Source organism: Microbulbifer maximicatervae (SeqCode), from assembly GCF_056232625.1.
Window position 1 is genome coordinate 5,087,359 of the sequence record NZ_CP174324.1, and the last position, 19,161, is coordinate 5,106,519.

General features: G+C 49.4%; 14 protein-coding genes. 8 read left to right on the forward strand and 6 right to left on the reverse strand.

What is annotated here, in order from left to right:
• The first annotated feature begins 106 nt into the window (after nt 1–106).
• The 7 genes from ftsA to mutT all read left to right on the forward strand — a co-directional run bounded on the left by ftsA (nt 107) and on the right by mutT (nt 9,830).
• Complete coding sequence (ftsA, locus tag ACJJI6_RS22160) at nt 107–1,342, forward strand: cell division protein FtsA (protein ID WP_282933862.1); 1,236 nt, start codon at nt 107–109, stop codon at nt 1,340–1,342.
• Between the two features lie 88 nt (nt 1,343–1,430).
• The gene (gene ftsZ, locus ACJJI6_RS22165; protein WP_444915754.1) at nt 1,431–2,672 is read left to right on the forward strand and encodes a cell division protein FtsZ; all 1,242 of its coding nucleotides are present in this window, start codon (nt 1,431–1,433) and stop codon (nt 2,670–2,672) included.
• Nucleotides 2,673–3,066: 394 nt separating this feature from the next.
• On the forward strand, nt 3,067–3,981 hold the full coding sequence (gene lpxC / locus ACJJI6_RS22170) for a UDP-3-O-acyl-N-acetylglucosamine deacetylase (protein WP_282933860.1): 915 nt from the start codon (nt 3,067–3,069) through the stop codon (nt 3,979–3,981).
• Between the two features lie 157 nt (nt 3,982–4,138).
• Nucleotides 4,139–5,074 (forward strand): M23 family metallopeptidase, encoded by a 936-nt coding sequence (locus tag ACJJI6_RS22175; protein ID WP_413663007.1) that lies wholly within the window; start codon nt 4,139–4,141, stop codon nt 5,072–5,074.
• Between the two features lie 163 nt (nt 5,075–5,237).
• Nucleotides 5,238–7,988 carry a preprotein translocase subunit SecA gene (secA, locus tag ACJJI6_RS22180; protein WP_444896374.1) on the forward strand — a complete coding sequence of 917 codons (2,751 nt, stop codon included), beginning with the start codon at nt 5,238–5,240 and terminating at the stop codon, nt 7,986–7,988.
• 231 nt (nt 7,989–8,219) lie between these two features.
• Nucleotides 8,220–9,422, forward strand: a complete 1,203-nt coding sequence (gene argJ / locus ACJJI6_RS22185) for a bifunctional glutamate N-acetyltransferase/amino-acid acetyltransferase ArgJ (protein WP_475712070.1) — start codon at nt 8,220–8,222, stop codon at nt 9,420–9,422.
• A 9-nt stretch (nt 9,423–9,431) separates the two neighbouring features.
• A complete protein-coding gene (gene mutT, locus ACJJI6_RS22190) occupies nt 9,432–9,830 on the forward strand; it encodes an 8-oxo-dGTP diphosphatase MutT (protein ID WP_475712071.1) in 399 nt (132 codons plus the stop codon).
• Nucleotides 9,831–9,883: 53 nt separating this feature from the next.
• Here mutT and yacG read toward each other — a convergent pair whose 3' ends face one another.
• The 5 genes from yacG to pilB all read right to left on the reverse strand — a co-directional run bounded on the left by yacG (nt 9,884) and on the right by pilB (nt 14,886).
• Entirely contained in the window at nt 9,884–10,099 is a 216-nt protein-coding gene (yacG, locus tag ACJJI6_RS22195; RefSeq protein WP_108734183.1) for a DNA gyrase inhibitor YacG, read from the reverse strand.
• Between the two features lie 52 nt (nt 10,100–10,151).
• Nucleotides 10,152–10,760 (reverse strand): dephospho-CoA kinase, encoded by a 609-nt coding sequence (gene coaE / locus ACJJI6_RS22200; RefSeq protein WP_475712072.1) that lies wholly within the window; start codon nt 10,758–10,760, stop codon nt 10,152–10,154.
• Between the two features lie 110 nt (nt 10,761–10,870).
• Entirely contained in the window at nt 10,871–11,755 is an 885-nt protein-coding gene (locus tag ACJJI6_RS22205) for a prepilin peptidase (protein ID WP_475712073.1), read from the reverse strand.
• A gap of 3 nt (nt 11,756–11,758) precedes the next feature.
• Complete coding sequence (locus ACJJI6_RS22210; RefSeq protein ID WP_475712074.1) at nt 11,759–12,973, reverse strand: type II secretion system F family protein; 1,215 nt, start codon at nt 12,971–12,973, stop codon at nt 11,759–11,761.
• A 200-nt stretch (nt 12,974–13,173) separates the two neighbouring features.
• Nucleotides 13,174–14,886 carry a type IV-A pilus assembly ATPase PilB gene (gene pilB / locus ACJJI6_RS22215; RefSeq protein WP_475712075.1) on the reverse strand — a complete coding sequence of 571 codons (1,713 nt, stop codon included), beginning with the start codon at nt 14,884–14,886 and terminating at the stop codon, nt 13,174–13,176.
• Between the two features lie 391 nt (nt 14,887–15,277).
• Here pilB and ACJJI6_RS22220 point away from each other — a divergent pair, with 391 nt between their 5' ends.
• The gene (locus tag ACJJI6_RS22220; RefSeq protein WP_475712076.1) at nt 15,278–15,748 is read left to right on the forward strand and encodes a pilin; all 471 of its coding nucleotides are present in this window, start codon (nt 15,278–15,280) and stop codon (nt 15,746–15,748) included.
• 183 nt (nt 15,749–15,931) lie between these two features.
• Here the strand turns inward: ACJJI6_RS22220 and ACJJI6_RS22225 are convergent, their stop codons facing one another.
• On the reverse strand, nt 15,932–19,090 hold the full coding sequence (locus ACJJI6_RS22225) for an error-prone DNA polymerase (protein WP_475712077.1): 3,159 nt from the start codon (nt 19,088–19,090) through the stop codon (nt 15,932–15,934).
• Nucleotides 19,091–19,161: the final 71 nt, after the last annotated feature.

Here is a 19,161-nt window from a genome sequence, read left to right on the forward strand (position 1 = left end):
CAGCCCGGGTGGCTGTTTTATAGATAAAAGTTTAAAAGCGAATGCTGTGTTCTGGTCCGATAGCAGAACCTGAAACAGAATGCAGCTCAGCGAGGTTGGCACGAAAATGACACAGGTATCCGATCAGCGCATGATTGTTGGACTGGATATAGGCACCTCTAAAGTAGTCGCTATTGTCGGTGAAGCTTCCGGTGATGGGGAACTTAATATTGTCGGTATCGGCTCTCATCGTTCCACTGGAATGAAAAAGGGCGTAGTGGTTAATATTGAATCAACCGTGCAATCTATACAGCGTGCTGTGGAAGAAGCTGAGTTGATGGCGGGTTGTGAAATTCACTCTGTGTACGCAGGGATTGCGGGAAGTCACATTCGCAGCTTGAACTCTCACGGTATAGTTGCGATTAAGGATCGAGAGGTTACCCAACAGGATCTCGATCGTGTTATTGATGCTGCCAGGGCTGTCGCTATTCCTGCGGACCAGAAGATTTTGCACACGCTTCCGCAGGAATACCTGATTGATAATCAGGAAGGGGTAAAAGAACCTCTTGGAATGTCTGGTGTTCGCCTCGAAGCAAAGGTCCATTTGGTCAGCGGAGCGGTGAATGCTGCACAGAATATTGAAAAGTGTATTCGTCGATGTGGTCTGGAAGTAGAAGATGTCATTCTTGAACAATTGGCTTCAAGTTACGCAGTCCTGACCGAAGATGAAAAAGAGTTAGGAGTGTGCATGGTAGATATTGGTGGGGGAACTACCGATATTGCTGTGTTTACTGGTGGATCTATTCGGCATACGGGTGTGATACCAATTGCTGGAGACCAGGTTACCAATGATATTGCCATGGCTTTGCGCACACCGACACCGCACGCAGAAGATTTGAAAATCAAATATGCGTGCGCGTTGGCAAAACTCGCTCGCGAAGGTGAGACCATTAAGGTACCGAGTGTTGGTGATCGCGCGCCTAGGGATTTATCCCGACAGGCATTGGCCGAGGTCGTTGAGCCGCGCTACGACGAATTGTTTACATTAGTACAGGCGGAGTTACGTCGCAGCGGCTTCGAAGATTTGTGTGCGGCGGGTGTAGTACTTACCGGCGGCTCTTCAAAAATGGAGGGCGCGGTTGAACTGGCTGAGGAAATTTTTCATATGCCGGTTCGCCTAGCAGTGCCTCAGGGTATTGCAGGTTTGACGGATATCGTCAGCAACCCAATTTATTCCACTGGAGTTGGATTATTGATGTATGCGATGCAGCAGGAAGAGGCTCGAGAGGGCAAAATACAGCCTGTGCGCAACGATAATCAGTGGTGGGACAAGGTAAAGCACTGGTTTCGCGGAAATTTGTAATAGAGTGCAACCAGATTTAGCCATCCGGTGAAGGATTTTTTTTAGGCATGGCTGTAAAATTCGACATGAGCAAGAAAGGGGAACAGCAATGTTCGAACTAGTTGATAGCGTACAGGATAAGCCTGTCATCAAGGTGATTGGTGTCGGCGGCGGTGGTGGTAATGCTGTTAAGCATATGATCGCCAATGATGTTGAGGGTGTAGATTTTATCTGTGCAAATACAGATGCACAGGCCCTCAAAGATGTTGAGGCCCGCACTATCCTGCAACTGGGTAACACAATTACACGCGGTTTGGGCGCAGGGGCAAACCCGGATATTGGCCGTCAGTCCGCACTTGAAGATCGCGATCGCATTGCTGAGGTATTAACCGGTGCGGATATGGTATTCATCACTGCCGGTATGGGCGGTGGTACGGGTACCGGTGGTGCGCCGATTGTCGCTGAGATTGCAAAAGAACTGGGCATCCTTACCGTTGCGGTAGTTACTCGCCCATTTAAGATCGAAGGGCGCAAACGCACAGTTGTAGCTGAAGAGGGTATCCTCGAGCTGCGCGATAAAGTTGATTCTCTGATTACTATCCCCAACGATCGTTTGCTGGAAGTACTCGGTAGCAAGATCACAATGAAATCTGCTTACAAAGAGGCAGATAACGTTTTATTGGGTGCTGTACAAGGCATTGCCGACCTGATGATTCGTCCGGGCATCATGAACGTGGACTTCGCCGATGTGCGCACCGTAATGTCTGAAATGGGCATGGCGATGATGGGGTCCGGTTCTGCTGTCGGTGAAAACCGTGCGCGCGAAGCGGCTGAGAAAGCTGTGCGAAGCCCACTACTGGATAACGTCAACTTGGCAGGTGCTCGCGGTATCCTGGTGAATATCATCACCGGTAGCGAAGAGGCGGGCTGTCAGGAACTGACCCTGGGTGAGTACTCTGAAGTAGGTGAGATTGTCCAGGAAATCGCCTCCGATGAAGCTACTGTGGTTATCGGTACAGCGGTAGATGATAAGCTCGGTGATGAGATGCGGGTTACCGTTGTGGCCGCAGGTCTTGGCGAGGGTACTCCGGCAGCGCGCCCGGCGAAGGTGGTGGATAACACCCGCCGCCCAGAGCCTCGCGAGCCTGTTCGTGAAACCCGTGAGGTTCGCGATAGTCACAGCGCTCACGCTGGCCACAGCTCTGCGGGACTGGCAAGCCGCGAGGCCATTGATCCGCGCCCTCGTGCTGAAGCGGAGCGCCCCAAGCGCCCGGCTCCTGCCCTGAATCCCGCTGATGCGGATATGGAGTACCTGGATATTCCAGCCTTCCTGCGCCGTCAGGCAGACTAGAAAACGGTACCGCAGAGGCAGAACACCGCTCATGTCTGCCCGGCTCCGGCTGGGTATTGCCGCTGCGGTGCGGCTTTTGCTCGGGTCTACCTTGTCGAATGGGTAGACCCTGGCCGCGTTTGTGTGGATTTTAATCAGAACTGGTGAGTCGCAATAACTATCTAAAATAATTAACAATTATTAACAGCGCTTGCGGAGCTTAGGATCTTAGAATGCTGTCATAGCGACATGCGTTGGCGCTGCAATCTTTGCTTGATCTATCCTCATATAGGTAGGTGGTGCACAGTTGTGGTGACCACTCGCCCAGAATTGGTATTGGCGTCGCAATTGTGCTAGTATCGATGGCTTGCTGCGCCTTAGGGGCGTAGTCCACCGACGGGGAAAAGATAGTTTCATGATCAAACAGCGCACGCTTAAGAATGCTATTCGCGCCACTGGCGTAGGTCTGCACACTGGCAAGAAAGTTGTACTTACCCTTAAACCAGCGCCCGTAGACACCGGTATCGTGTTCCGTAGAACCGATTTGGACCCGGTTGTTGAAATCGAGGCTCGTGCGGAAAATGTCGGCGACACTCTCCTTTCAACCACCCTGGAAAAGGGTGATGTTCGCATTGCTACGGTAGAGCACCTGCTCTCAGCAATGGCGGGCCTTGGCATTGATAACGCGGTTGTCGAGTTATCCGCGCAAGAAGTGCCCATTATGGATGGCAGTGCCGGCCCATTTGTATTTCTAATTCAATCCGCGGGCATCCAGGAGCAAGCAGCTCCGAAGAAATTCCTGCGAATCAAGAAGCCGGTAACTGTAGAGGATGGCGATAAGGTTGCCAGCTTCCTGCCTTTTAATGGCTTTAAAGTGTCCTTCACAATCGACTTTGACCACCCGGTTTTCCAGGGGCGTAACCTGAGTTCATCCGTGGACTTCTCCAGCACCTCCTTTGTGAAGGAAGTGAGTCGCGCCCGTACCTTTGGCTTTATGCACGAGATTGAGTATTTGCGCTCCAAAGGCTTGGTTCAGGGCGGTTCCGTTGATAACGCAATTGTGATTGATCAGTACCGTATTCTGAATGAAGGCGGGTTGCGTTATGAAGACGAATTTGTGAAACATAAAATTTTGGATGCGATTGGCGATCTCTACCTTCTGGGGACCAGCCTGATTGGTGAGTTCAAGGCCTTTAAGTCTGGCCATGCGCTGAACAATAAATCCCTTCGCAACCTGATGGCTCAGGAGGATGCTTGGGAAATGGTCACCTTTGAAGGTGAGCAGGAAGAAGCACCGATCTCCTATATCAAGCCTATTTTGGCAGTTTGATACTTTCGCAAGAAGCCGGCATTATAGTGTCGGCTTTTTTGTATGATTGTTTCACAGAGAAAGCCTATAGATTTTTGGTATCCTTATTGGTTTGGCACCTCGGCTTATGAGCTGGGGACTAACGAAAATTAAAAATGTCGAACTCCTCACAGCTCCTATGAAAGTAATCCTGGTTAATGAGCGCGGTGCGACTCGCAGCTTTAATTTTGGCAGTTTGAGCAAAGCCCTGTTGGGGTTGTGCTTGCTGAGCCTCCCTGTGGGTGCATTTCTGCTGGGGGCGAATTTACCGGTTACTAAAACTGACCTATTTGATTCCCGAACGGCCAAGGCCTGGAGTCGCGCACTGCGCAAACAGCAGGAAGAAATTGCTGAAGCCGATAGAGAGGCGCGGGAGCAGCTGGCAGCTCTTACCGTTAAGCTTGCAGAGTTGCAGGCGCGTTTAACTCGCCTTGATGCGCTAGGTGAGCGTTTAACCTCTGTTGCCAATCTCGATGAAGGAGAGTTTGAGTTTGGCAGTGCACCTGCTATCGGTGGGCCGGAAGACCCCGGAATCGCAGGTGCATCGGAGTTGCCGTATCAGCCACCGGAATTCCTGGATGTTATTGGAGATCTCTCTCATCAGATTGAAGATCGCCAAATGCAGCTGAACACTCTCGAATCCCTGATGGCGAACCTCAAACTTGAGGATGAACAGTTTTTGGCAGGCCGCCCGATCAGCAAGGGGTGGATGTCTTCCCGTTATGGTTATCGCACCGATCCATTCACTGGCCGTAGGACCTGGCACAAGGGGGTGGATTTTGCTGGCAAGATGGGCTCCGATGTTGTCTCAGTAGCCGCAGGTGTTGTCACTTGGGCTGATGAGCGCCATGGTTATGGTCAGTTGGTAGAAATTAATCACGGCAATGGTTATTCAACCCGCTATGGACACAATAGTGAGCTGAAAGTGGGATTGGGTGACGTGGTCAAGAGGGGGCAGACTATTGCCCTGATGGGTTCCAGTGGCCGTTCTACCGGGCCCCATGTTCACTTTGAGATATATAAGAACAACCGCACGGTTGATCCAGCTAGCTATATCCGCCGCACAGGCAGATAAGAACTATCCTTCCTTTACGCGTAATTGTTGGTAGCTTGGCATAAGAGTTGCCAGCGCTTGCGCCTTCCTGTTTACTTGCACCCCTCGCATAAAGGAGCGTCGGTGCATCGATCTGCCCGATATTAGCGCCGACAGCGCAAATAAGATAAGTGGTTTCTAGATAATGATTGGCAAACTGATTAAATCGGTCTTTGGTTCAAAAAATGACCGCGAGCTGAAGCGCATGCGACGCGTCGTGGGAAAGATCAACGCTTTGGAAGAGGATTTCCAGAAGCTTGACGATGCAGGCCTGCGGGCTAAAACGGATGAGTTTAGGCAGCGACTCGCTGACGGGGAAAAGCTCGATCAAATCCTGCCTGAGGCGTTTGCTGCAGTGCGTGAAGCGGGTCGTCGGGCCATGGGCATGCGCCACTTCGATGTTCAGCTGATCGGCGGGATGACCCTGCATGAAGGACGTATTGCAGAAATGCGTACCGGTGAAGGTAAAACCCTGGTTGCAACCCTGCCGGCCTATCTGAATGCACTTGAAGGTAAGGGCGTTCATATTGTTACGGTGAACGATTACCTCGCTTCGCGGGATGCCAATTGGATGCGCCCGGTGTATGAATTCCTGGGTATGACAGTGGGAGTTATTGTTTCCCAGCAGCCACCGGAAGAAAAGAAAGCGGCCTATGAGGCTGACATTACTTACGGCACTAATAACGAATTCGGTTTTGATTACCTGCGTGACAACATGGTGTTGCGCAAAGAGGACCGTACCCAGCGCCCTCAGAACTTCGCTATTGTCGATGAGGTGGATTCCATCCTGATCGATGAGGCGCGTACTCCGTTGATTATTTCTGGAGCCGCTGAAGACTCTTCTCACCTTTATATGGCAATGAATAAGTTGGTTCCCCAGCTGGAGCGTGCCGAAGAAGGTGGTGAGGGGCACTACACCGTTGATGAAAAGACTCGCCAGGTTGAGCTGACGGAGCAGGGCCACTTGTTGATCGAAGACCTGCTGTCACGCAGTGGGTTGATGAAGGAAGATCAGTCCCTTTACGCCCCTGGGAACCTGGGCCTGTTGCACCACGTGCACGCCGCCCTGCGCGCGCATGTGCTGTTTAACCGCGATGTGGATTACATCGTGCAGAACGGCCAGGTGGTGTTAATTGATGAGCACACAGGTCGGACCATGCCCGGTCGCCGTCTCTCCGAAGGCTTGCACCAGGCGCTGGAAGCAAAAGAGAGTGTGCAGATTCAGAGTGAGAGCCAGACCCTCGCTTCTACAACATTCCAGAACCTGTTCCGCTTCTACCCCAAACTTGCGGGAATGACCGGTACTGCGGATACAGAAGCGTTTGAATTCCAGCAAATTTATGGCCTGGACGTGGTGGTGATCCCCACCAATAAGCAAATTCAACGTGAAGATCTCAATGACCTGGTTTACCTGAGCCAGGAAGAGAAGATGGAAGCGATTATTGAGGATGTGAAGCACTGTCGCGAAAAGCAGGCTCCAATCCTTGTCGGTACCGCTTCTATCGAAACCTCTGAAGAAATGTCCCGCAAGTTGCAAAAGGCGGGAATTAAGCATCAGGTTCTCAACGCGAAATACCACGAGCGCGAAGCACAGATTATCGCCCAGGCGGGTCGCCCGGGTGCAGTGACTATCGCTACCAATATGGCTGGTCGCGGTACCGACATTGTTCTTGGCGGTAATTGGGAGGCTGAAGCGGCAGCCCTGGCCCAGGAGAAGGGTAGTGAGCTGACTGAAGCGGAGCTCGCACAAGTCAAGGAAGATTGGAATAAGCGCCACGAGCAGGTGATCGCTGCGGGCGGTCTGCATATTATCGGTACTGAGCGCCATGAGTCCCGCCGTATTGATAACCAGCTGCGAGGCCGTGCAGGTCGCCAGGGTGACCCGGGTGTTACTCGTTTCTACTTATCCCTGGAAGATAACCTTATGCGCATCTTCGCCTCTGACCGGGTGAAGAATTTTATGCAGATGCTGGGTATGGAGCGCGGTGAGGCGATTGAGCACCGCATGGTTTCCAACGCTATCGAAAAAGCCCAACGTCGTGTTGAAGGCCGCAACTTTGATATTCGCAAACAGTTGTTGGAATACGATGACGTGGCCAATGACCAGCGTCAGGTGATTTACGGCCAGCGCAATGAGCTGCTGGAAGCTGAGGTTATCAGTGACACGATCTCTGCCATTCGTGAAGATGTGGTCGATGGTATTGTCTCCGGTTCTATCCCCCCTCAGAGCGTGGAAGAGCAGTGGGATATTCCAGCCCTGGAGCAGCAGCTCTCTGGCGAATTGGGTATCCAGTTGCCGGTTCAGCAGTGGCTCGATGAAGATCGCACTCTGCACGAAGAGAGCCTGCGGAAAAAGATTACTGTCGCCGCGCAGGAAGCCTATGCTGCAAAAGTTTCCCGCATTGGTGAATCTTCCGGTGATGCCAATCTGATGCCGACTATCGAGCGTCAGATTATGCTGCAAGTATTGGATCAGTTGTGGAAGGAGCACCTTTCCAGCATGGACCACTTGCGTGCGGGTATTGGTTTGCGGGCTTACGCCAACAAAAACCCTAAGCAGGAATTCAAGCGCGAGTCTTTCCACCTGTTCCAGAGCATGCTGGAGAACCTCAAGCATGAAGTGGTGCGTATTCTTGCCCACGTAGAGCCGATGACTCGTGAGCAAGCGGAAGAGATGGAGCAGCGTCGCCTGGAAGAGCAGCGCAGGCAGCAGCTTGAGCTGCAACACGCTCAAGCTTCGGCGCTTCCAGAAAGTGAGCCCAAGGAGCAGCAGCCGGCTACCCCGGCACCGGAGCGTCGCGGTCCTAAAGTCGGGCGCAATGATCCCTGCCCCTGTGGCTCCGGGAAAAAGTACAAGCAGTGTCACGGTAAGCTGGCTTCCTCTACCCAGAGCTAATTATTTACTGCTTGAATTCAGAAAGTGCCCCGCTTAGCGGGGTATTTTTTTAATCGGCAAAAGAATTATCTGCGGAAAAAAGTTTCCATTCCGCAGATAAGTCTATTTTTGGCTTGCCTTACTGAGGTTCGGCTTTGATAATGTCGACCGCTCATTTATTTCCGCTAATCCGTTTGGGTGGACCGGGGTCTAGGTTTGCCTGCGCTGTGATAGCCCAAAGTCGTTATTCTTATGCCTGAATTATCCATACCCGTTGTCGAAGGAGTTCGCCTCGCCAGTGTACCTGCCAGGGTCAAAGACTGGGAACGCAATGACCTGTTGTTGGTTGAGCTTGCTGAAGGGACTTCAGTTGCAGCCACTTTTACCCAGAATACTTTTTGTGCGGCTCCAGTAACGGTTGCTAAAGAGCATATCGCCAAAGGAGAAGTGCGAGCCCTGGTCGTTAATGCCGGCAATGCCAATGCCGCTACTGGGGTAAGGGGGCTGGCGGATGCCCGGGCTACATGTGAGGCGGTGGCAGATGCACTGAAGATTTCTGCTGAACAAGTATTGCCTTTTAGTACTGGCGTCATTGGTGAGCACTTACCGATGGAGAGGTTACTCGCTGCTATTTCGGGGTCTGCTGGACAGCTTGATCCCGCCGGATGGGAGTTGGCGGCCGAGTCCATTATGACTACGGACACCCGGCCAAAGATTGCGAGCCGCAAGTTAATGATTAATGGTGAAGAGATTGCCGTTGTCGGTATTGCCAAAGGTTCCGGCATGATCCAGCCGAATATGGCTACCATGCTCGCCTATGTCGCCACTGATGCCGGTGTAACGCAGCCCCTGCTAAATCAAATGGTGCGCGAAGTTGTCGCGGCTTCATTTAATCGAATTAGCGTAGACGGAGATACCTCGACGAATGATGCTTGTGTTTTGATGGCCACAGGTGCGCGGGGGGAGATGATCAGCAGCTCTGAGAACACTGGCTACCTGGAGCTGTACAGAGCAATTTCGGAAATACATATAGAGCTGGCCCAGGCCATTGTCAGGGACGGTGAGGGGGCGACCAAGTTTGTTACCGTACAAGTGGATGGCGCGCTCAGCAGTGAAGAGGCCTTGGCAGTAGCTTTTGAAGTCGGTGATTCTCCGCTGGTGAAAACTGCACTTTATGCTTCAGACCCTAACTGGGGTCGGCTAGTTATGGCGATCGGCAATGCTATCCAAGGCGAGTTAGACACCGATAAGGTGGAGATTTTCCTCGATGATGTACAGGTGGTAAGTGCCGGTGGGCGCGCATCTGGATATCAAGAGCAGGCTGGAGAGCGGGTATTTTCAAAACCCGAATTTAAAATCCGTATAGAGCTGGGTCGCGGTGTCTGCAGTGAGCATATCTGGACCTGTGACTTCTCTCACGAGTATGTCACCATCAACGCAGAATATCGGACTTGAGGTAGTAGAGTGAGTAAGGTTGTCCATGTTGCTGTCGGTGTAGTAACCCGAGGGGATGGCAAAATCCTGATTGCCCGTCGTCCCGACCATTTGCATATGGGAGGGCGCTGGGAATTTCCCGGTGGCAAGGTGGAAGCAGGTGAGTCTGTGCAGGAGGCGCTCTATAGGGAGCTGCTTGAAGAAGTGGCCATTGAAGTACAGGAGTTGCAGCCGCTAGTAGAAATTCGTCACGATTACCCTGAAAAAACCGTGCTGCTGGATACTTGGCAGGTAACGCAGTTCGCGGGTGAGGCCCTTGGACGAGAGCAGCAGGAAATCAAGTGGGTGTCTGCTGGGGAGCTGGATAACTTCCACTTCCCCGATGCCAATCAAGCGATTATTGAAGCGGTAAAAGGGCGTTTATCCTAAGCTTCATCTTGAACAGCTGCTTGCAGGCAGCTGTTCAAGTGAGTTGGATGGCCTTAATGGCGGGGCTTGTTCGGGTCCAGGTCATCGCTCAGCACATCGTCATACACTGACTCCCCGGGAATCTTGTGTCCCTCACTAGCCCATTCGCCGAGATCAATCAGCTTGCAACGTTCGCTACAAAAAGGTTTGAAGGGAAACTTATCGCTCCATTCAATGGGCTTTTTGCAGGTAGGGCAGTTGAGTGTCGGCGTTACGCTAGATTTAGGCATAAGTTAGCTTGGGCTCTAAAGTGATCTGAATCGGAATTGTACTCTAATTAACTTAGCTCGACTGTTCCAGCCGAGCAATCCGTAAGTATTCCCGGTGGAGCTGCTCTACTTGAGCTTTGAGTGAGGCTAAGTCACTAGCGTTATCCAGCACATCATCTGCCTTCTCTAGTCGTTGCTCCCTTGTCAGTTGGGCCGCCATGATTTTGCGAATCTGTTCCTGCTGGCTGTTATCGCGCGCGCTGGCGCGCTCAAGCTGCAAAGCCTCAGGTAGATCGACTACACAAATCCTGTTTACGAGCTCATATTGGCCTGACTCAATCAGGAGGGGGGATTCCAGTATCGCGTAGGGCCCCTGACTTGCGTTCAGTGAGGAGGTTATCTCCTCTCTTATCAGTGGGTGTAATAGACTTTCCAGCCATTGCCGTTCGCCTGGGTCGTCAAATATCAGTGTGCGCAGTTTGCTCCGGTTTAATTCGCCACTTTCCAGTAAGACATCGGCCCCGAAGTGTCGGGCTATCTGTTCCAGAGCGGGCTTTCCCGGTTGTACCACAACCCTTGCCGCCCAGTCTGCATCTACTACATTAATGCCCAGGCCACGGAAATACCCAGCTGCTGCTGACTTTCCGCTACCGATCCCGCCGGTTAAGCCTACGGTAAACAATGGCTGCCCTCCCCAAGAATAAATAGGTTGCGGTATAAATAAAAACCCCGGCCAGATAGCTGGCCGGGGTCATAGTAAAGCAAATAGGTGGAGAATAGTGAGTTGGTCGTTTAGCTGCTAAGACCAGAGATATTGAAATACCAGCTCATGATTTGATCACCCCAAAGCATGGCGATCCAGCCGGCTCCGGCAAGGTAGGGGCCAAAAGCGATGGGCAAGTTGCGATCCCGCCCTACGGCAATACTCCAGGAAATTCCTGCAATAGCCCCCACGACAGCGGAAAGCAGGATGACCATCGGCAGTATTTGCCAGCCAAACCAAGCGCCGATAGCTGCCAGGATTTTAAAGTCACCGGCCCCCATACCTTCTTTGCCGGTAACAATCTTAAAGATGTGGAACACTAGCCAAAGTGATAGATAGCCGGCGATAGCACCGATTACTGCGTCCTGCAGAGAAGCAAACGCTCCCCAAATATTGATTAGCAAGCCGGCCCAGAGTAGTGGAAGGGTGATATTGTCGGGGAGTAACTGTTTGTCAAAATCAATACCCGTTAAAGCAACCAGGGTCCAGGTGAAGAAACATCCGGCCAGTGCCTGCCAAGTGAAGCCCAGCTGCCAGATAACGACAGTGGTCAGAATGCCGGTAATCAGTTCTACCATTGGATAGCGCCAGGAAATAGCGGTGCCGCAGGAGCCGCATTTTCCCCTAAGAAGTAGGTAGCTAATAACTGGGATGTTTTGCCAGGCCTTGATCTCCACTTGGCACTTGGGGCAGTGGGAGTGAGGTAGCACTAGGTTAAAAGGCTGATCTAACTCTTGTTGTTCGGTAGTAGAGGGTTTTGTATTAAAGTAACTATAGAAATCCCGCTTATATTCTCGCTCCATCATCACTGGGAGGCGCAAGATAACAACATTAAGAAAGCTGCCTATGATAAGGCCTAAAATAAAAGCGCCGCATAGTAGCAGCGCAGGATAAGGAAGTAATAAATCTGGCATTAGTTAGACAACTTGTCCGAGCTGGAAGATTGGAAGGTACATGGCAATCATAAGTCCGCCAACCAAAATGCCGAGCACGGCCATAATCATGGGCTCTAGTAGAGTGGTGAGATTGTCTACCATATTGTCGACAGCTTCTTCGTAGTAGTCAGCGGCTTTGCCTAGCATTTCATCTAAAGCGCCAGACTCCTCACCTATAGCCGTCATTTGTACAAGCATGGTGGGAAAGAGGCCTGATGACCGAAGGGCAGCATTGAGTGGAATCCCGGTTGCGACAGAGTCTCTTATTTTAAGTGTTGCTTCAGTGTAAACCGTATTGCCGGTGGCGCCAGCAACAGATTTTAGGGCATCGATTAGGGGCACGCCCGCAGCAAAGGTTGTAGAGAGAGTTCTAGCAAAACGAGCAGAAATCGAGTTATAGGTAATCTGCCCTATGATTGGCACTTTGAGTATAAGGCGGTCAAAGAAGTCTGCCACTTTCTTGTTGCGTTTTTTCAGCTCAAGGGTTCCGCCAATGGAGGCAATAGTAATAATCAGGGCGATGATCCAGTTTGCCTGCATCCACTCGGACATACCTACGACAAGCTGAGTAAAGGCGGGAAGGTCTGCTCCAAAACTGGAAAAAGTTTCGGCAAACTGCGGGACAACCTTAATTAATAGGATCGAAGTAACTACAACCGCTACTACCACTACGGCAATGGGGTAGGTCATTGCCTTTTTGATTTTTGCCTTTAGGGACTCTGTTTTCTCTTTGTAAGTGGCAATTCTATCCAGCATGGTTTCCAGTGCACCAGACTGCTCACCGGAAGCTACGAGATTACAAAATAGCTCGTCAAAATACAGGGGGTGTTTGCGTAGAGCCTCGGCAAATGCTGTACCGGATGCAACATCGTCCCGGACCTTAAATATCAGCTCTTTAACTCCGAGATTGTCCAAGCCATCAGCGACAATATCAAAACTCTGAACCAGCGGGACACCGGCTTTCATCATGGTGGCCATTTGGCGTGTAAATAGGGCAATATCCGCCGGTTTTATTTTCCTGCTCCCTCCGCCAAAGAGGGGTTTAGGTTTTTTTTGTACCCGGTTGGCTATGATCCCCTGTTTGCGTAGCTGGGCCTTAACCAGAGCTGGGCTAGTACCGCTGATCTCCCCCTGAACTTTATTCCCTTTGTTATCTATACCTTTATAGATATATTCAACTGCTGCGGCATTAGACATAGGTGCTCTTCCTGCTTTCTATCTCTTGCATGAAGTTACTAAACTTGCGGGAGCTAACTCTTTATTTTTAAAACTGATCACCGGTACAGCCAGAAGTTAAAGGTTTTTGAAACAAGGGCAATGTTAAACATACCATGTGTTGTTTCTAGAATCTCAACTTTTCTCAGCCGAATACTGGAATCTGTGCTCTACAATTACCCTTAATCCTTAGTCACTCTGTTGGCTTCTTCCAAGCTAGTGACCCCCATTACAACTTTTTGCAGGGCTGATACCCTCAAGTTGTTGAAGCCCTCTTCGCGAGCCTGGTCGGCAATCTGAATAGAGTTCCCTCCCTCCATTATAATTCTGGAGATGCCGTCAGTGATGCGAACCACTTCATACACACCCACGCGCCCTTTGTACCCCTTGGAGCAATGCTCACAACCAACGGGCTGAAAGAGTTTCCACTCTTGCTTTGGGATGCTTACGGTTTCAAACCCTTCGGCGGTCAGAACCTCATCGGGGAGAGTGACAGGCTTCTTGCATTCGTTACATAGTCTGCGTGCTAGGCGCTGGGCAATAATCACACTTACAGAAGTGGCGATATTAAAAGTGGGGACCCCCATATTCATCAGGCGAGTTAGGGTCTCGGGGGCCGAGTTGGTATGTAGGGTTGATAGCACTAAGTGGCCTGTCTGGGCAGCTTTAATCGCAATTTCGGCTGTTTCCAGGTCGCGAATCTCCCCCACCATTACAATGTCTGGATCTTGTCGCAGAAAGGAGCGGAGGGCTTCCGCAAAATTGAGTCCAACTTTTGCAGACACGTTAACCTGGTTTATCCCCTCCAGGTTAATTTCCACTGGATCTTCAGCAGTAGAGATATTGCGCTCCGCTGTATTGAGGATATTGAGCCCGGTATACAGTGAAACCGTTTTTCCGGAGCCTGTAGGTCCGGTAACTAATATCATCCCCTGTGGTTGGGCCAAAGCATCCATATAGATTTTCTTTTGCTCGTCCTCATAACCTAGGGCATCAATGCCGAGCTTGGCTGAAGAGGGGTCGAGAATTCGCAAGACAATTTTCTCCCCCCAGAGGGTGGGTAAGCTATTCACGCGAAAATCAATGGCTTTGGTCTTGGACAGCTTCATTTTAATACGGCCGTCCTGGGGTACCCGCTTTTCCGAGATATCCATCTTAGACATCACTTTCAGGCGGGCAGATAGCCGAGTGGCCAACTGAATGGGAGGTTTGGCCACCTCGTGTAACACACCATCGGTCCGGAAGCGTACCCGATAGGATTTCTCGTAGGGCTCAAAGTGAATATCAGAAGCGCCGCTACGTATAGCATCCAGTAATACTTTGTTTACAAAACGTACAACTGGAGCTTCGTCACCACCGGGCTCATCCTCATTTCTGGCATCGCTCTCGCCATTATCGATATCGAGTGCTTCCAGGTCCTCATCATCAATCCCCTCGAGACCTGCTCCCATATCGTCGCTTTGCGAGAGGTAGCTCTCAATAGCTTTGGCTAGCTTTTCAGCTTCGACCAGCACGGGGTCAGTATTGAGGCCGGTATTAAAATTGAATTCGTCCAGGGCAGATAAATTAGTGGGGTCGGCGACAGCAACAAAAAGCCGGTTGCCGCGCTGATAAAGAGGTAGGGCAAAATGTTTACTGATTAGTTTTTCGTCAACAATTCCCTTGGGGAGCAGCTCAAAATTGTAGCTGCTCAGCTCAAACAGGGGGGTGCCAAATGCCTGGGAGGCAATACGAGCCAGTTCACGCCCCTTGACAAGTTTGGCCTCGACGAGGTGTTGAGCGAAAGTTTGCCCTTCTCTCTTTGCCGCTTTTAGTGCAGAGGCCGCAGTGGGTTCATCGAGTATTTGATCTGCAACCAGTCGCTTGGCTAGGCCACTGAGGGGAGGGGTTGTCATTACTTACACTGCCACTAATATTTTGTGCGTCACGTCACATATTGATTGCACCACCCATAAAAGCTTGAGTGGAATAAGATGAAACGTGAAATATAGCGAAATAATGGACTTGAGCCAAACTTAAGCGGATTCAGTTAGGTAAAGCGGTGAAGTAAAATTTGTCAGAAGATACTGACAAAATTCGTCACAACTATACCCGCTGTGTCAAACGTTGTTACTCATTCTTGCTCTCTTAGACGAGAAGGTGATGGGTTGCCCACCACTAAAACCTTTACTTCTGTTTGGCTTGCCAACTTTGGCATAATCCTTGTATCGTATTTGGCGATTTCCTCACAGGGCATACACCCTGACGGAATCATACTTTATTAAAGTCTGTATGGAGACGGTTACAATGAAAAAGCAAATGCAAAAGGGTTTTACGCTGATTGAATTGATGATCGTGGTAGCGATCATCGGTATTTTAGCTGCTGTGGCTTTGCCCGCTTACCAGGATTACACGGTGCGCGCAAAGGTATCTGAAGGGATGATTATGGCTAGCTCCCTCAAGATTGGCGTTACTGATATGTTTGCTGATCGTGGTATGGCCGGTATTGGCTCATACAAAACCGTGGTCGAAGGTGATATCGATAACGTCAAGACTGATTTGGTAGGAGATGTAGTGATTACTGCCGGCACTGGTGCGATTTCTCTGACAATGGATGGCATTCCTCAGCTTGGTACTGAAAATGTGCTTACATTTGTACCGAACATTGGTGGTCAACCAATTACAGATGATAACTCCACCGGTACTGTTACCTGGGATTGCAGCACTGACCTCACTACTATTGACGATAAGTTCCTGCCTGCTAACTGTCGTGAGTAATATCTAGCTTTAGATAAGTTATCTAAAAGGCGGGTTATCCCGCCTTTTTTGATGGTGTTTTTCTTTCAGGGTGGATCCCTCTTTTTGTGGTTCTTAGCGGTGTCACGAAAATATTCTTTTCCATATATTGCGGATGCAGTAGCCGTTGCGATAATTAACTTTTGTTTCATCATTGTTTCACATTTACTGGAACTTTCTTGATTTCTGAAGGGGGTTGTAGTCAAGGCATATTATTCTTTCGGCAATTAGGTGGTGGCTTTTATATTTCTTCTCGCCTGAAGATTGGGTGAGTTGCAACTTTCCAGTAATTGTTAATGTATTACCATTTGTAATCTGTGTTTTGTAGATTTCTTGATAAGCCTTATAGATCACTATATTGATACTCCCTGTTTCGTCTTCTAGCGTTAAGAACATGACTCCCGAGGCGCTTCCGGGGCGCTGTCGGCAAGTGACGAGGCCAATCACTTCAATTTTTTCTCTCCCATAGCAGTTTGCAATATCTTTTGCCTGAGTACACCGTTGAAATCTTTTCTGTTTTCTAAGTAGGGCAACGGGGTGCTGATTTAAGGTTAGGCCAGTACTTTTATAATCCCTGTAGGCCTCTTCTTTTTCTGTGCTAGTTGATATGTATTTCTGCTGCTGGTTGTTGTGATTCTGATCTAAAGAAATCCAGCTGTCCTGATGTCGATTGTGAGAGAGGCTAACAAATGCATTGGCGTCGGCAAGGTGAGAGAGTTGCTCGCTGTTAATTTTTGAGAGCTCTTGAAGTTGCGCCAATGATTCGATCTTCATTTTTTGCCTGAGTCTTAAAATATCTTGTTCGGTGGTTTCCTTTAATCCTTTGATTAAGCGCATGCCCAGGCGAAGAGCCGGGCTTCGAATTTGAGAATTTGGGTTTTCCTGTGGCGATGAGTTATTAAGTTCCGGGTGATGATGATCGCTGGGTGTTGTCTCGCGAGAATATGAGGAGGTATGTAGCTCCAAGTGATGCTCCCAAACGCTATAGAGTACGTCAATGGGTAGTACCTTAACCCCATGCCGCTGGGCGTCATAAACCAGTTGTGCCGGTGCATAGAAGCCCATCGGTTGGCTATTGAGTAGTCCGCAGTAAAAGGCCGCTGGATGATGACATTTAATCCAGGCAGAAAAATAGGCTAAAAGCGCAAAGCTTGCAGAGTGAGATTCGGGGAAGCCATAGGAGCCAAACCCCTTCATCTGGTTGAAGAGCTGCTCAGCAAAACTTTCCCTATAGCCATTACTTTGCATTCCCCGCACAAGCTTATCCCTGAATTTATACAAGTCCCCATTTTTTCCCCAGCTGGCCATGGCTCGGCGAAGCTCATCCGCTTCACCACCGCTAAACCCTGCTGCGACCATCGACAGTTGAATAACTTGTTCTTGAAATATAGGCACACCGAGAGTGCGCTCAAGCACTGGGCGTAAACTGTTATGAGGGTAGCGCACGGTCTCCAACCCCTGCTTGCGTTTCAAATAGGGGTGTACCATGCCGCCTTGAATTGGTCCGGGGCGGACAATGGCGATCTCTATAGTAAGCTCATAAAAATTTCGAGGTTGTAACCTTGGCAGCATGCTCATTTGAGCGCGAGATTCAATTTGAAAGACTCCAACGGTATCGGCCTTGCACATCATTTCGTAGACCTGTGGATCTTCGGCGGGAATATCCTGCAATCGCAATTTGGGGCCGTATAGAGCAATATATTTCAGGGATTTACGCAGTGCAGTTAGCATACCCAGCGCGAGCACATCGACCTTCATTAGTTTTAAATCTTCTATATCCTCTTTGTCCCACTGGATTAGGGTGCGATCCTCCATAGCGGCATTTTCAATTGGAACCAGCTGGTGTAATGGTTGTTCTGTAATAACAAAACCGCCTACATGTTGCGATAGATGTCTTGGAAAACCATATATTTGCTGCAGTAACTGTGGGAACATTTTTCCTATTGCACTGCTCGGATCTATTCCCACTTTCTGCATTTGTTGGGGGAAGCTATCTAGAGTGTCCCACCAGGCGCGTTCAGCAATAAGTTGTTCTATTGTGGCAGCGTTGATACCAAGGGCTTTGCCGATATCCCTTACGGCGCTTTTAAAGCGGTAGGTGATCTTACTAGCGGTAAGTCCAGCTCTTTCGCGGCTATATTTTGTGTAAATATACTGAATAACTTCTTCACGTCGTTCGTGCTCAAAGTCTACATCAATATCTGGGGGTTCATTGCGTTCCCGTGAGATAAACCGTTCAAATAGCAATCCAATTTTATGAGGATCTATCTCTGTGATGAATAGGCAGTAGCAAACTACTGAATTGGCTGCGGAGCCACGGCCCTGGTACAAGATATGATTTTCGCGGGCAAACTGGACTATATCGTAAATGGTTAGAAAGTAATGCTCATATTGCAGTTCTGCTATTATTGCGAGTTCTTTATTGATAATCTCATCAATTCTCTTTTCAGGGCCCTGTGGCCAGCGAGCAGCCCTTCCTATTTGTACTAGCTTTTTTAAATAGCTGCTCGCATTACTTTCTTGAGGGATAACTTCTGATGGGTATTCGTAACTGAGTTCGCTCAAGCAAAAAGTACATTGTTTGGCAATGAGGTTGGTATTGTCTATAGACTCTTTGGAGTGTAACGACTGGATATCACCTAAGCTGCGAAGATAACGTTCAGCATTTTGCTCAATACGATACCCTAGATTATCCAGGGTACAGTTATGGTAATTTGCATTGAGTACATCTTGTAGTGGCTTTCGGCTATAGCAGTGCATCAAGACATGATTGGTTGCAACCAAGGAAATATTCTCTCTTCTTGCAAGCTCAGTAACTCTATTGGACTTAAGGCTTTCCTCTGCGTGTAGGTGATTATTGATGGCAATGTAAAGCCGTTCGCTGAAGGTTTTTTTGATTTCTTCAGGTATTTCTATCTCATTAAAATTTGGAATCCAGATGGCAATTAGGTTTTTACATAACTCTACCAAGTCACTTTGATAAGTAATGTAGGTTCCTTTTTTTGCCCTTAAGCGTGATTTTGAAATTAACTGGCATAGCTCGCTGTAGGCAGTTTTGTCCGGAGCTAGTAGAACTATTTCTATGCTGTTATGGAGCCGGAAATAACTGCCAAAAATTAGTTTAAACTCGGGATTTTTAGAGTCTGTAGACTTGATGGTTTCAAGTTCTTTATAGGCTCTAACGGCTCCGGAAAGAGAGCATTCATCGGTGATAGCAAGGGCTGTATATTGCAATTTGTAAGCAGTGTGGACTAATTCCTGCGGATGCGATGCCCCCTGCAGAAAAGAAAAATTGCTTTGACAAAAGAGTTCGGCGTACCTCATGCTGATTCTCTCGGCGTCTATCTGTTGATTGTGATGGGGTTGGGATTTTGGTGAAGATCAGTATTAAGAAG